Annotated in this window: 14 protein-coding genes; 4 read left to right on the top strand and 10 right to left on the bottom strand. The window is 41.1% G+C overall.

Features of this window, described 5'->3' with window-relative positions; genetic code table 11:
* Genes ENH88_RS05480 through ENH88_RS05505 form a run of 6 tightly spaced genes read right to left on the bottom strand, consistent with a single transcriptional unit; the run spans position 1 to position 6,085 of the window.
* A complete protein-coding gene (locus ENH88_RS05480) occupies positions 1-660 on the bottom strand; it encodes a hypothetical protein (RefSeq protein ID WP_304180487.1) in 660 nt (219 codons plus the stop codon).
* Complete coding sequence (locus ENH88_RS05485) at positions 657-1,136, bottom strand: hypothetical protein (protein WP_304180489.1); 480 nt, start codon at positions 1,134-1,136, stop codon at positions 657-659. Before ENH88_RS05485 ends, ENH88_RS05480 begins: the two co-directional genes overlap by 4 nt.
* On the bottom strand, positions 1,129-1,743 hold the full coding sequence (locus ENH88_RS05490; protein ID WP_304180491.1) for a hypothetical protein: 615 nt from the start codon (positions 1,741-1,743) through the stop codon (positions 1,129-1,131). The genes ENH88_RS05485 and ENH88_RS05490 overlap by 8 nt, the downstream gene beginning before the upstream one ends.
* 3 nt (positions 1,744-1,746) lie before the next feature.
* Positions 1,747-4,257, bottom strand: coding sequence for a hypothetical protein (locus ENH88_RS05495; RefSeq protein ID WP_304180493.1), 2,511 nt, complete (start codon positions 4,255-4,257; stop codon positions 1,747-1,749).
* A complete protein-coding gene (locus ENH88_RS05500; protein WP_304180495.1) occupies positions 4,244-4,987 on the bottom strand; it encodes a hypothetical protein in 744 nt (247 codons plus the stop codon). The genes ENH88_RS05495 and ENH88_RS05500 overlap by 14 nt, the downstream gene beginning before the upstream one ends.
* Before the next feature lie 24 nt (positions 4,988-5,011).
* Positions 5,012-6,085, bottom strand: a complete 1,074-nt coding sequence (locus ENH88_RS05505) for a hypothetical protein (RefSeq protein WP_304180497.1) — start codon at positions 6,083-6,085, stop codon at positions 5,012-5,014.
* Positions 6,086-6,497: 412 nt separating this feature from the next.
* Here ENH88_RS05505 and ENH88_RS05510 point away from each other — a divergent pair, with 412 nt between their 5' ends.
* Both ENH88_RS05510 and ENH88_RS05515 read left to right on the top strand, forming a co-directional pair.
* A complete protein-coding gene (locus ENH88_RS05510; RefSeq protein ID WP_304180498.1) occupies positions 6,498-6,878 on the top strand; it encodes a VOC family protein in 381 nt (126 codons plus the stop codon).
* A 106-nt stretch (positions 6,879-6,984) separates the two neighbouring features.
* Complete coding sequence (locus ENH88_RS05515; RefSeq protein WP_304180500.1) at positions 6,985-7,221, top strand: hypothetical protein; 237 nt, start codon at positions 6,985-6,987, stop codon at positions 7,219-7,221.
* A 14-nt stretch (positions 7,222-7,235) separates the two neighbouring features.
* Here ENH88_RS05515 and ENH88_RS05520 read toward each other — a convergent pair whose 3' ends face one another.
* The 3 genes from ENH88_RS05520 to ENH88_RS05530 form a co-directional block, all read right to left on the bottom strand.
* Positions 7,236-7,586: a zf-TFIIB domain-containing protein gene (locus ENH88_RS05520; protein ID WP_304180502.1), complete on the bottom strand. Its 351-nt coding sequence runs from the start codon at positions 7,584-7,586 to the stop codon at positions 7,236-7,238.
* A gap of 197 nt (positions 7,587-7,783) precedes the next feature.
* Positions 7,784-8,377 carry a DUF4202 domain-containing protein gene (locus tag ENH88_RS05525; protein ID WP_304180503.1) on the bottom strand — a complete coding sequence of 198 codons (594 nt, stop codon included), beginning with the start codon at positions 8,375-8,377 and terminating at the stop codon, positions 7,784-7,786.
* 116 nt (positions 8,378-8,493) lie between these two features.
* Positions 8,494-8,958 (bottom strand): TlpA family protein disulfide reductase, encoded by a 465-nt coding sequence (locus tag ENH88_RS05530; protein ID WP_304180505.1) that lies wholly within the window; start codon positions 8,956-8,958, stop codon positions 8,494-8,496.
* A 298-nt stretch (positions 8,959-9,256) separates the two neighbouring features.
* Between ENH88_RS05530 and ENH88_RS05535 the strand changes: the two genes are divergently transcribed.
* Positions 9,257-9,751 carry a hypothetical protein gene (locus tag ENH88_RS05535; RefSeq protein WP_304180507.1) on the top strand — a complete coding sequence of 165 codons (495 nt, stop codon included), beginning with the start codon at positions 9,257-9,259 and terminating at the stop codon, positions 9,749-9,751.
* On the opposite strand, the gene ENH88_RS05540 is transcribed toward ENH88_RS05535, so the two are convergent.
* Positions 9,748-10,953, bottom strand: coding sequence for an anhydro-N-acetylmuramic acid kinase (locus ENH88_RS05540; protein WP_304180509.1), 1,206 nt, complete (start codon positions 10,951-10,953; stop codon positions 9,748-9,750). The two genes, ENH88_RS05535 and ENH88_RS05540, sit on opposite strands and share 4 nt — an antisense overlap.
* Before the next feature lie 197 nt (positions 10,954-11,150).
* On the opposite strand from ENH88_RS05540, the gene ENH88_RS05545 reads away from it, so the two are divergent.
* The coding region (locus ENH88_RS05545) for a TonB-dependent receptor domain-containing protein (protein ID WP_304180510.1) at positions 11,151-13,839 on the top strand (2,689 nt) is incomplete at its 3' end.

Genomic DNA, 13,839 nt, shown 5'->3' on the forward strand with positions numbered 1-13,839 from the left:
TTAGTTGATACAATCTTGACTTTCAGAGAGTTGTTTTAAGTAAGATTGCTGTGCACTGCCAAGCAGCTCAAGCCCATTGCGTGGTGAAAGAGTTAATTCACACAAATATTGCAGTCTCAACCATTGCGCTTCAGTGCCAGTTTTTATGGTTGAAAAGTTAATTACTAATTCAGATAAAGGCTGCGCGGGATCCCACCAAGTAGTTAAAACAATGTACTCTTCCATCGCCGTTGCGGGCGCTTCAGATAAAACTAAATTGGCAAGATTAAAAATACTTTTACCAAAGCTCGCTGTAATAGCAATTGGATACTTCCCTAACTCAGGGATCGCTAATAAATGCTGACCAAACTCACGATTTGCACTTGGCGCAATAATATAAGGTAATTGCTCACTCAAAAGCATTTGCTGAACAGTCGGTAAATTAATTGTGATGCCTTGACTCTTAAGTCTGCGTAATGAAGCATTCACTACTTGCTCGTCTGCCCCAAGTTTAAAGTAAGTAACAGGGATGCTGTCATCTTGTACACTAACAGCATCAATAAGCATCATTTCACTGCTATGAGGTGTCGCATTAAACTGTAAGTATTTTGTCTGTGCAGCCAATGGCAAACCACTAAACAGTGCAAACAACAGAACCAAAGCTATTATTTTTTTTATCATAACTCATTCACTTCCTTGTTCATTTTTGCAGGTATTTTTTTATCTACCGGGGTTTTATCTTCCGCGTTAACTTTGGTATTTTCGTCTTCATCAAGGTCGTAAATTTTAACATCAGGTTGCTGTTTTAAACTGGCAATACCCGTTGCCCCAAGAGCAAGTTTTTGTGCATCAATTCGCCTTATTACAAACTTATCTGTAAAATTAACCTTATTGATTTTCTCATGTGCTAAATGGATCACCTTACCTATTGGTCGCTTTACTTTTTTTAAGTCTTGAGCATAAGCGCGCTTTGCTTGACTAAAATAATCTTTATTAAACTTTGCTTGTTGCGCTTTAGCTTGTTCCATACTGATAACTTCAACGTGTTGGTTTCTCATTAAAATATCAAGAGACTGCACCGCTTTTGATTCCTCAGCACTCACCATTTTCACGTTTGTACAACACGTAAGCACGCCTATTAACATTAAGTTACGCATCGTCTTTTCCTTGTTTAGCCAGCTTATCTGCGAGCAACTGCTTGATCCTTGCTTTAGCGTTTGGCAAAGTTAACGCTTCTTGCTGCAGTACAGCTTTACCAACCACATCAGTCGCCTGTTCTGCGCGTAATAAATTAGCGTGTTGCGGTGAACTTTTTGACACTTTTAGCTGTTTAAAGGCCGGTAAAACAACATTATCAGTACCCATTCCTTGTACTGCTACGACTGAATTTTGCCCCTTTACCAGCTGCTGTTGCCCTAACGAGTCAGTGTGAGTAAAAAATATTGCTTCGTCCCCTTCTTTTAGCGTTACTTGATGCGAAATAGTCTGTGAAATAGCCACCTTTAAAACAGGGTGAACAGCAGTACCACCCGCTTGTGTAATTACCAGCTCACTTTGAGCAGGTTTACCTAACGCACCAGCCATTAAGTCATCGCGCACTAAAACTTGATGGAAAGTCACTACTTTACCGTCAACCCATTCACTGCTTTTAGACATAACACGCCCTTGCACAACATTATCGGCAAGCTTAATTTCTTTACTAAAGTCATTGGCAGAACTTGCAAAACTTACAATGAATATAATAACCAAGGTAATTGCTCTCATAACTTACTCCTTTTTAGCTTCAGGCAACGCAATGCCTGTTGTCACTTCCAGCCTAATTTCAGGCTTACGACTGTCGAACAATAAAATGTGATTTTTGTCATAACCTGGGTGGTAGGCAAATGCACCTTGTTTATTTGCATAAGTGCCAAACATGTCGCCAGGTGTTGATGTATCTGAGTGCCAATAATAGTGGTTTTCTTGTGAACTATAACGAGCCTTACCATCATCAAAAATAGTATATTCAGCCCCGCTACGTTTTACGTAACGCCTCGCTGGAGTTGTCGGTGTGGCATCCAACAGCGCACCATGGTCAAGGTTGTCGCTTGGTGTGCCATTTATGTCTCTGTGGTTATTCATATCAGCAGCGTGAACTAATAAAGTAACGCGCCCATTTAAATCGCCACTAAAAAGCGACTTCAAAGCGGTTGAGGGGACTTTTATTTGCCAGCAGTTGCTAGTCAAATTTTCAGATGACCCCACGGTAAAACACCCTTTAAAACTTGAGTCAGCTAAAATCGTACTCTCTAAGTTACGGCTATCAAAAAAGGCCTGTTGTTCGTTTAACGCAAGCCCCAACGAGAACTCACTGTTTTTTGCATCTGGCGCTCTGATAGCTTCGTTAAACTTTAAATTAATGCTAATCGCTTTATCTTGCGTTATAAAAGATAAGTTGGGAATGGTTTGCGCTTTGTAACGCTGGGCAATATAAGCAAAATCTTCAATGGTGTGTTTACCGTCCCCTTCTTCGTGAGTCATTTCAATACGCCCGGTATTATTAATTTTACCCTGCCATTTCATACCGTATCGTTTACGCTCGTCTTGTATAACTTCGACTTGTTGTAAATAGGGTGGCAAATTAGCAACATCATAAAAAAACTGACTGTAGCCCACTAAAAACTCAAGTGAATAGGGAATAAGCTTTTCAGCAAAACGCTCTAATAAGCTATCGCCCTTGTAACAACGCAGCTCAGATACTGACCAGTCAGTACAGGTTTTAATCAGCGGGTTATTTGCTGAATGAGGTTTAGTGATATCTTGCCTAATATAATGAGGTCGCAGCAGCATTTCCCCAGATGCAATCTGCTTGCCTGCCACTTCTCCTTCATATACCACTCCTTTCATAGTTTGCTCTATGTAATAATAATCTTCAGGGCCGCCAAAAACACTGGCCTCCCACCAATCTGCTTTTAAGCTATTAAAGCGACCATTATAGTGAAAACTATGGGCTTTAAAATCACCACTGTCTTCATCACCCTTAGCTGCAGCATGCATAATTTCGTATTTGGGTAATGCTCTACGAGACCCTATATTTACTCTTAAACCGCACGCGTTAAAGCTAGGACCTTCAGGGCGGTCAAAATCGCTTAAATCGCCAAAATAAAACATTTTACTTAGCTCCCCACCACCACAAAGCTTATTAACTGCCGCATAAGACTCTTTTGTCGCTTCAGCGTTAAAGCGCCAGTATTTACCCTCATGCCTGATTTTCATTGGATTACCAAAAGAGCTATCTAGTGGGGATACTTTAAAACCGACAGGTAAATCAGCTTGAAACAAAGCCGTATTATAAATACCCCGCGACATATTCGCCGGGTCTAGGTAACTCTCAAGCAAAGCATACGCTGCAGGGTCTGTTTTACGCCCCCAAATTTGCCCAGCATTGTTGATGGTTTTGCTAACATTAGTGAGGCGAAACCAATAATCTGTATCTAACCCCGTTATAAATTCATAAATCTTGCTGGGGATAAAGTGCGCTTCATAGTCATCCGGTTCACCAAGTAAATCTTTAAATTTGGTTAAGTGAGCGTCACCATGTATGTGCGCAATTGAGCTCATGTCTTCAGCATGGTGTAATGCGTGACCAAATAACCACATTGCTTTAGCACCACTTAGCTGCCGCCCGTGCTTTTCCATTAACCAAGGGGTATCAGGTTCCATTTCGCTTAAGTCTTCAATGGTATGTAAATACCCCATGGTATTTACTGCATCGTTAAAAAAGCGCCCTGCAGTTATTTCGCTAGGCTCTATTTTTCCGTAAAATTCATTAATCGCATAATCAATGCCATCCACTACCCAATCATTTACAGACATCGGAGCTCCGGTATAAGCATGCTGAAAATGCGACATTACGCGATTAGTTGGGGAGTCTTCCATCACCACCCCATCAAGTACATTGAGGCTTTTTTTTCTAAAGGCAGGGTAGTTTGGGCTTGCCTTATCCTCGTCAATTTCTTTTTCTTCTTTTTCTGCGAACTGCGGGTCATAACCCCATAAATAAGGGTAAGGCTGGTCTAGTTCCACCGTATAGTGCGCATCCCCCACAAGCTTAGTGACATAATCTGGGTGGGTTTGGTATAGCTGAAAATAATTAGTAATACTTTCATCTTGCGATTTTAGAGATTTATAAATTGCTTCTGTAATACGTGGGTGGCTGGTATTGGTATCGTGCGCTGCACAATTAAATACCATTACCGCCCCAAAAAGCAGTGCAGTTTTACGCTTATAATCCTTCATACTCAGCCTTCCTTGGTTTTAAAATTTGCTTTCTACAGTCAACCATATCCCAACAATCCGTTTCAGGTACGCCGTAATACCAGGCTCTAAAAATCGGTTGATACTTTTCAATTACCCGTTGTTGCATACGTTTTGAAAAATGGGGTAAGTACATAGTTTTGATCACCGTAATGTGCCTTTTAATCGTCTTTCCTAAATTAAAGCGCTCTTGCCAAAGCTGCATTTTCCCATTGAAATGCTCATTACTATCTGGTGCAGCGTTCTGCATCATCACTTTGCCTTGCTCGGCCCACCCAGCTACTTTATTCATTTGTTCGGCAAACGGCTTAACGGTAAACGTGATATGAATAGGATCATCAGCATCGGTGGGCCCAAAGCCTCGCGGAAATCCGCGGTGGTGATAATTAGGATGGGTAACAGTAAACTCAATCGATGCATAGGCGTTGGGCTGTAATAAATCCAAACGCTCGCGTGGGAAGGTAATTGGCTCATTAGCATAGGCAGTTTTAAAATATTTATAACCAAAATCAATACCACAACTACTATGACCACACGACTCCGAATAGGCCGACTTTATCAAAAAAGGGAATTCTGGCACTGAGCCATCTTCTGTTTCAATCGTCACAACAATGGGTCCACGATAGCCATGAGCCTTATCGAATACCGTAGTGCAACTTGTTGTCAAAAAACACGCCAGTAGCACACTCATGTACATTACTAAATTTTTCACACTATTAACCTTCTATTTTAATAATTATTTAGCGCTAATAATGGGGTTGTCGGCACTGCCACTAATTTGGTAGCCATAAATAGTGGCAAGTTGCGCCAGCTCAGGCGATAAAACAAGGCCGTTGTCTGTATCAAACAATAGCCCTAACTCTTTTAATAAATCAGCTTTATTGTTTTTTAAAATATAACCAAGCGCTTCATCTCTTTCATAGCGAGTCATGCTTTTATTAAAGGTATTGCCAATAAGCTGGCTTTTATTTGTACCGCTTGCGCGCTTAAAATTGATGTAGCGTTCGCCTAGTTCGAGTAGGCTCTTATCAAGGCCAACATTGGAAAAGTTGGCCTTTAAATAACTAACATTTGCAACCTCAGCAAGCCCCAGCAGCGTAAGTAACTGCGTATCAAAACCATAATTGTCAATAATGGACTGATTAAGTGCAGCAGTTAGCTGTGCAATTGCTGCGGTATCATCAATGGTACTTAATTTGCCAAACACCCAGCTCGCAGGCCCTCTAAAAATAGGGTGCCCTTTTTCACTGGCAAAAAAGCTGACTCTGTCTTTAACTGCATTGTTAGGATGTAATGTAAAATACATCAGCGCTTCACGTAATCTAAGCCCACCTATTTCATCACTATTTAAATAGGTAACAAAAAAAGATTCAGCGCCTGCATTCGGGCCTGCTGACAAAATATTTAAACTAATACTTTTATGGACAATGGCTGTTTTATCTGTGCCCGCCGCGAGTAACTGCATTTCATTTTGCAGATAATCATACAATTTATATTCGTAAATATGGTTTGTTAGACCCATTTTGCTATTTAATATTGCACCCAATACTTCATCTAATTCTGTTGTATTAGGATTCGGTTTTTCACGCTCGGTATTATTACTAGTCTCGGCTGTGTTTAACTGCTCAACTAAACTTGGGATTTGACTAAGCCCGTCATCGGACTGGCTAGAGAGTTGCTTGATTTGAGAGTCAATAGCACCAATATCTGACACTGTGACAGCTGCCAAATTGATACTTGTAATTAAAAGAATAAGTGAAGTTAATTTTAAAATAAAACTAACACGAAATTGATTATTTAAACCAATCATCCTGAATGTACCTTATTGTTATTTCCGTATAATTAAAGAATAAAAAATATACTCGGTTAAAATTCAGAGTAATAGATCAATGTTACAATGAAAAACCACCCATTCACATAAAAACAAACAAAACAAAACAAAAACCAACCTAAAATACTAGGTACATTCTAAAAGCATGTGCTTAATTACCGAGAATATTAACCTAAAAGATGCAGCCAATTATTATTCTAAACTTGTTGGTAAAAATATGTGATTGTGAATAAATAGTAGCAGCACTAAATAGTACAACTGTGGTACAAATTAAACCTAAATGATGGCTATTTTATTGACAACCCAATTTAAGTGTTTAATTTTACCTTGTGTCGCAAATCTTAGGAAACTGTGCTTTATTTAGAAGATGTAAACTTAAATAGAGTCATCAATGGAATTAATCAGTCAAGTTATCTACGTTGATAACGTTGAAGAAACCTTAGACTTTTATTATCAAGCATTTGGCTTGAGTACCTCATCAATCAGTGATAATGCCGAATATGGTGAGCTTGCAACAGGTGCTGTCAAAATAGCATTTGCTAATCACCCTTATGCACAAGCTCATTTTAAACAAGGCTACATTCGTGCCCACCCTAAGCAACCTGCCCTAGGTTTTGAACTGCGCTTTAGCTGTAGTGAGCTCAGCGAAAGCTATGATAGAGCGGTATTAGCAGGTGCTGAGCCACTTTGCCCACCAAGCTATAGAGAAACTCAATATTATGCCTACGTACGAGCCATTGAAGGTACCTTGATTTGCTTAATACAAGCCTAGTCCTTCATCAAAACAGCATTAAAGTTTAACTTTGTAGCAATATAAGCCACACGCAACTGTCATCAATTTTCCTTATCTTAGCGGTAATTTAAATAAGGAGATGGCGATGAATACACTACTACTGACATTACTGTTACTAAGCCCTAGTGAAGTATTATTAAGTGAGCAAGTAAAACTACAAACAACTGAAACTCTTCACGTTATGCAGAATGAAAATAAAACAATGTTGAAAAAGCAAATCACCACGACATTAGAGAATATGGAACTGGTATTGCCTGTAATTGTTGATCAGCAAACTTTAGCGAAAGTACAAAACGTAAAACAGCAACTTAGCCAAGACTAAGTTGCTCCGCTGGATTAGTCCAAAAACGAAGCTAAAGCGAGCTCAACTAAGCTTTCGGTATTTCTATTATGGCTTTTCTTAATACCGCGCTGGCTAAATCGATTAGTCGGTATTTCAAATTGTGTAAAACCATGATTATTGGCTTGCTGGTTCAATAGTAATTGCTTTTCTTTCACTGTTAAGTGATTTTCGTGAATTTTATGCAGCTCACTTGGATCTAGCCAAATACCTGCGCAGCTTGGGCACTCATCAATTTCGACCACATGAAGAGGTGTGAAAAAACGCCGCATCATCAAGATATTCAGGCACTTAGGACAATTAATTCGTGCAGTTAAATCAACATCAGTGTCAGGTAAAGTAGCCAAATGCTCAGCAAGTACCACCGCTCTTTTTAAGGATGGATCACTAAAATTAAAAATCTAGCGATTATCAAAAAATACCCCGCCACTGGCGGATGAGAAAACCTCGATCTCCCCGACCACTAGTTTAGTGAGCTCTATATTTGTCCTTGGGCAGCGCATATCCAGCTCCTTAGCATTTGATTACTCATTCCAGTGAGATATTAACTCGGTGCAAGTGCCTTTTCAATTAACGGTACTAACGGCGCTGGTAAAGTAACATTACCCGCCAAAACGAAACTGTGGGCTTCTGTAGACATTTTTTGCCACGTACGTTGTAAAATGCCAATCCACTTTTGCTCATCGTAATCCGGTTTGCTTTGCGCAAACGCCAACATGTAATGTTCAATAAACACTAAACTTGCGATATCTTCAACCAACTGGCTGTCAGGGTTACGCTTAATGTGCTTTTTTGCCACCGCATTATAGACACGTTGCTGCTGGGTTTCAGAGCAGCCTGCTTGTTGCATTAATGCAACTACTGTTTCAGCATGGAAAATATAAAGTGCACTGCGCCATTGATGATAGCCTTGCTTATTGATCGGAAAATCACTTCGCGGTGAACACCAGCGTTTAATGTGCTGCGCTCGAACTGCTATATGCATTAACTCGTCGGCATCAGGCTGAAAACGATTGAGCATATCTGTCATCCGCTCTGAGTATAAGCGCTCTTTAGGCCAGTCTTTATTGTTATGCTGCTGTTGGTTTGGATCTTGGCTGTTTGCCTCATCAATTAATGCGATTACGTGTTGCAACATCGGTGACTCGTTATTGTTATTTAACTAATAGCTCTATTCTAATCAGCAAGTTGCTAATTAGCTAGAAGGAAAAACAGGACGACACAAAAACAATCCCCCCTAATTTAGCTATCTAGTTAATTAAATTGACTTAAATCACTGGCAATAGAGATAGTTGGCTTTTCAACTAAACGCCCGAGTTCCTTGCCTGCTGTTGAGATAATAATTGTTGGCGTATACTTCAACTGATAGCGCCCAGCGATGCCTTCAGGGTCTTGTTTATCATAACCCACAGCAACCAATTGCAAACTTGCGAATGCCACGTTGGCGTTATCAAGTAGCTTAAGTAAGCGTGGCACTTCACGTTGACTATCGTGACACCATGCTCCAAATAGCACTAAAATATCTTTCCCCGCAAGGGCTTGCATTGCCTGTGTATCTGCAAGTGTTGGGGTGAATTTTTCATATTCGCTGGCAAACTTAGGGTACTCGCTCAGTAAATCTGCCGCGCTGATCTGACCTGTAAACGGCTTGTTATCTGCAGCAACTGACAAAAAAGAAACGACACAAAGTGATAATAGTAGCGCTAATCGTTTAAACATAATGATCTCAACGGTTTATTTTAACCTGACTATACCCAAATCCGCGTATATTACGAGTGCTTTTATACACAGGCAAACAAGTCAGCTTAATTATTAAAGCGATGCTAAAAATGGTTTATAAATTTATCGTTCTAAAATTTAGCAGTTTGATATTACTTATTAGCAAACGATACTGCATTGTTTCTACTCAACAAGTGAAAATCGATGAGAATTCATTCAATTTAGTCATAAATCTGCAATTAAAATATAGGATAATTTCCATTCGATTTAATTAACTTAGAAAAGACGACTGACCTTAATGACCACTCCTTTAGTGCGCTTGAACTTTGCACTGCAATCTTTTGAAGATCCGCTATCAGCTGCCATGGCACATACTATGGAGTACGATACGTTGCATCTAAATGCAAACGCACAGCATGAAATTACACTGCTTTGTGTATTACCTGAAGATGCGCATGAAGGCGACATTATCTCGTTAAGTGCAACACATATAGCAGCGCGTGACGCTCGTTACTTTATACAATACACACTGCGTCAGCTCGATATAGAAGTCGGTACGGTAGCGCTGACGCTTGAAAAAATAACTATCAGCGATGAAAGCGACGAATATGTGCTGCAATTAATGCTGCATGGTTTACATGCCACCCTCAAAGACAGTGCTGAATTTGATGTCGCAATCAAGGAATATGGCGCAGGTTATATACCACAATACGAGCAGGCTCTAGTTTCTAAAAGTCATTCACTGCGCCAATTAATGACCAGTTTTAGTAGTTCATTTTTATCACTGTTTTAATCAGCAAAGCTCACTTTACCCATAGTGATAGTGGGTATGCCTTGCGCTTGATTACCAAAACGTTGCTGCCCTCCCGCTAAACATTCGTTTGCTAAAATAGCAAATAACACCGCTTCTTTGGCATCGGGATCAATGCCTAATGCGTGGGTGTTTTTGATCATTTGTAACTGCGGACATAAAGATAAAATATGCTGCATAAGTAATGGGTTATGGATCCCACCGCCACTTGCATAAACCGCAACATTATCAAGCTTTGCACTACAATCATTAATAGCGTTAGCAATCACTTGGGCTGAAAAGCGATTTAGGGTGGCCATAACATCTGGATGGGTGAGCTCAGTAGTATTGGTTGCAGCTTGCGCACGTGCTAGGTATTGCAAGTTAAATACTTCAGGTCCGGTGGTTTTTGGCAACGCCAAACTGAAAAATTCATTATCACAAAGCGCTGTCAGCAAGGCTTGATTAACCGTACCTTGAGCTGCAACTTGACTGTCTTTATCATAATGCAGTGGCGCAAAGTAACACTGAATATACGCATCCATAATGGTATTACCAGGGCCAATATCTGAACTAAACACCGCACTGGCATCGGCAGATTTTGGTAAATAGGTTAAGTTAGCAATGCCGCCCATATTGAGCAAAATACGGTTTTCATCAGCACTGGTAAAGAATAAGTAATCGCCATACACCGCTAAAGGTGCCCCCTCGCCACCAGCAGCAATGTGTTTTTGGCGAAAATCGCCAATCGTGGTAATACCGGTAGTTACCGCTACATGGTCACTATCACCGATTTGCAAGGTGCCATGCTTAAAATCAGCTTGGCTATGTTGGCTGCTCGGACAGTGATAAATTGTTTGCCCATGACTGGCGATTGCGTCAATGTCAGCCGCGGCTATATTCCATTTTGCTAAACACTGGTTCACCATTTTACCGTGTAACGTACCTACCCAAGGGTGCAATAAAGTGACCAGTTCAAGGTCACATTCTCGCTTGGCAAACACCTTTTTTATTTTTTGCTTATAGTCATCGTCATAATCAACGGTTTCAAAGGCCAAGACTGCAATTTGGGTCTCCATACCTTGGCCTGAAATTTGGCACAACGCGACGTCGAGGCCATCAAGTGATGTGCCACTCATCAGACCAATTATCAATCTTTGTTGCTTTTTAGCACTATTATACAGCTTTAATATATGCTGATGCATGATATTTACCTTTTAAATCAATATATTATTTTTTATAACCGCGTCAAACCACAAGGAATACTTTATACCTTAACTTTAAATATTGAAAGAATAATTATTGCAAACACGTTAAAAATGCTTTAAAACTAATCAACACGCTAAGTGTACCGAGATCAACACCCATAATAGCAAAAAATACATAACCACGGGAATCGACAATGAAATACTGCAAACATAACTCAATACGGCCACTGCATTTACTGTCTCCTATTGCATTGGCAATTATTACTACAACCAGCCCGGCATTATTAGCCGCAGAACAAACTGTTGAGCAAAAGAAACCTGAAGTGATCACTGTGACAGGTTCGCGTATTCAACGCACTGAATTAGTGTCTAGTAGCCCTGTGGTGAGTGTTGACGAGACACAAATACATTTAGATCGTGCTGTAAATGTTGAAGACATTACCGCTAAGTTGCCACAAGCAGCAGCGGGTGCAAATAGTACCGGCGCTACAGTGGGCGATTCATTTGGTTCATCAACCATTGATTTACGTGGCCTTGGTCAAAACCGTACGCTGGTGCTTATTGATGGCACCCGTGCAGTACCGTTTAGTTTTCGTAACTCAGTAGATGTTAATACGATTCCTGCTGGTTTGATCAAACGTGTTGATGTGTTAACGGGCGGGGCTGCTGCGGTATACGGTGCCGATGCGGTTGCCGGCGTGGTCAACTTTGTACTGGATGATAATTTCACCGGCGCAGAGTTTTCAAGCAGTTATGAAACAGCCGATGGTGGCAATGAAAAACTTAATTTTGAAGCCATTTTTGGTGGCGATATAGCCGATGGTCGTGGCCATATTACTGGCTACCTTGGTTATTCACAGCGTAAAGAGTTACTTGCTGGTGAACGTGATTATGCCTTAGAGAATGGCGCAACTATGATCAATAGTGGCGGGTTTTATACCGACGTTGCCAGCGGCAATAGTTTAGCGATTGATGACGCAGGGCAAGTCGTGAGCGACCGTCAAACCAGTGACTTTACCGGCGACCGTTACCTAACTCAGCCAATGGATAGATTCTCTGCTGGGTTATTATTTGATGTTGATGCCAGCGATAGCGCAATCATTTACGGCCGTGCTATGTATTCAAAAGTTACCGTCAATGGCGCCGGCGCTAGCGGCCAAACGCCTATCCTAGTTAACGAGCAAGTGACGCTAACTGAAGATAATCAATATATTCCTGATCAATTACGCCAACAACTGAGCTTTGATGCTGATGGCAATGCACTCGTTAATGTTGAACGTAACTTAGGTTTAGGTGTACAAAACACCGAAGCAGTGCGTGATTCATTGCAATTTCAACTGGGTTTAAAAGGCGATATTAACGATTACTTACGTTATGACATTTATGGTCAATACGGTCAAACCGATGAAGTCGCTACAATTTACAACAATGCTTATAAAATAGATAACAGTGGCAATAGTCGCTTTGCCAGTATTGCCAATAGCATGGATATTTTCGATCCTAATTTAGATTTAAGCGAATTTAGCGATCCACTCCTTTACACCACCCGAGAGCGTACTCAGAGCGTGTTTGCCGCCACCTTATCGGGGGACTCAAGCGCATTATTTGAACTACCAGCAGGCTATGTTGATTTTGCAATTGGTTATGAATACCGCAAAGAAACCGGTAAACAAACCCCAGGTGATGCGTTTAGAAACGGCACTAGCTTTGCGTCAGTAAGCGCGTTTGATATGGACGCCAGCTTTGACAGTAGCGAGTTTTATGCAGAAATTTTAGTGCCAATTCTAATTGATATGCCATTTGCCAAAGAACTTAGTTTTGAAGGTGCTTACCGTATTTCTGATTACTCAAACACCGAAGCCGAAGACACCTATAAACTCGGCATAAACTGGGCAATTAACGATGATATCCGTATCCGTGCGAATAAACTCACAGCATTTAGAGCGCCAAACTTAGGCGAATTCGCAAGTCCGATCACGGGGTTATCATTAGCTTTATTTGATCAAAACAGTGACCAATTTGTGCCACGCTTTGCAGGTCGCTTTAATGGCGATCCATGCTTGCTAGGTACGGGGGACGCAGCGCAATGTGCAGCATTTGGTGCGCCGCCTGCTGGCACTGAGTTTGATTCAACCACGGCCGAGTATACTTACGGCGGTAATCCGAATATCAAGCCTGAACAAGCAGAGTCAGATACCTTAGGGGTGGTTTATACCCCAAGTTACATTGCAGGCTTTGACCTATCACTTGATTACTACAGCATTCGCGTAACCGATGCGGTAAGCCAAATTCAACCCGCTGCGGCATTACAAAGCTGTTATATCGACGATCCAAATCCGAACAACCCATTATGTGGCGCTGTACTGCGCGATCCTAATACCGGCCTGATCAGCACTGCGATCGTAAATGACTTTAACCTTGCTGCGATTGAGCAAGCCGGTATTGATCTAGCTGCTAACTATGTAATTGATGCGCCAATGCAGTTAGGTGGCCGGTTTCGATTCTCATACCAAGGTAACTTTGTAACCAAGCAAACACGCCAAAATAACAGCACGGTTGCCGAAGTTGATTGTAAAGGTACTTATGGCAGCGCGTGTTCAGGGGATTTTGCCAGTATTTTACAAGCTGACTATAAGCACCGTGCTACCTTTGATTGGCAGCTAGACACGATGAACTTCCAATTAGGCTGGCGCAGAATTGGCGAAGTCGACTATGCTGTAGATAGATCAGAAACAATCGATGCGCAAGATTACATGGACTTTGCTGCATCGTGGCAAGCTAGTGACAGCATCGCGGTTAACTTTGGTATCGACAACCTGTTTGACAAAGCACCACCAACACCTGACATCGGCGCAAACCATTTTAATACCGTCAGTGATTATA

The sequence above is a fragment of the Pseudoalteromonas prydzensis genome, assembly GCF_011050055.1.
Lineage (GTDB): Bacteria > Pseudomonadota > Gammaproteobacteria > Enterobacterales > Alteromonadaceae > Pseudoalteromonas > Pseudoalteromonas prydzensis_A.

Coding starts and splice junctions, on each gene's coding strand:
- ENH88_RS05485 (WP_304180489.1), bottom strand. CDS start 1,136: ATGCGTAACTTAATGTTAATAGGCGTGCTTACGTGTTGTACAAACGTG.
- ENH88_RS05530 (WP_304180505.1), bottom strand. CDS start 8,958: ATGTTTAAACGATTAGCGCTACTATTATCACTTTGTGTCGTTTCTTTT.
- ENH88_RS05510 (WP_304180498.1), top strand. CDS start 6,498: ATGGAATTAATCAGTCAAGTTATCTACGTTGATAACGTTGAAGAAACC.
- ENH88_RS05480 (WP_304180487.1), bottom strand. CDS start 660: ATGATAAAAAAAATAATAGCTTTGGTTCTGTTGTTTGCACTGTTTAGT.
- ENH88_RS05540 (WP_304180509.1), bottom strand. CDS start 10,953: ATGCATCAGCATATATTAAAGCTGTATAATAGTGCTAAAAAGCAACAA.
- ENH88_RS05505 (WP_304180497.1), bottom strand. CDS start 6,085: ATGATTGGTTTAAATAATCAATTTCGTGTTAGTTTTATTTTAAAATTA.
- ENH88_RS05525 (WP_304180503.1), bottom strand. CDS start 8,377: ATGTTGCAACACGTAATCGCATTAATTGATGAGGCAAACAGCCAAGAT.
- ENH88_RS05515 (WP_304180500.1), top strand. CDS start 6,985: ATGAATACACTACTACTGACATTACTGTTACTAAGCCCTAGTGAAGTA.
- ENH88_RS05495 (WP_304180493.1), bottom strand. CDS start 4,257: ATGAAGGATTATAAGCGTAAAACTGCACTGCTTTTTGGGGCGGTAATG.
- ENH88_RS05490 (WP_304180491.1), bottom strand. CDS start 1,743: ATGAGAGCAATTACCTTGGTTATTATATTCATTGTAAGTTTTGCAAGT.
- ENH88_RS05535 (WP_304180507.1), top strand. CDS start 9,257: ATGACCACTCCTTTAGTGCGCTTGAACTTTGCACTGCAATCTTTTGAA.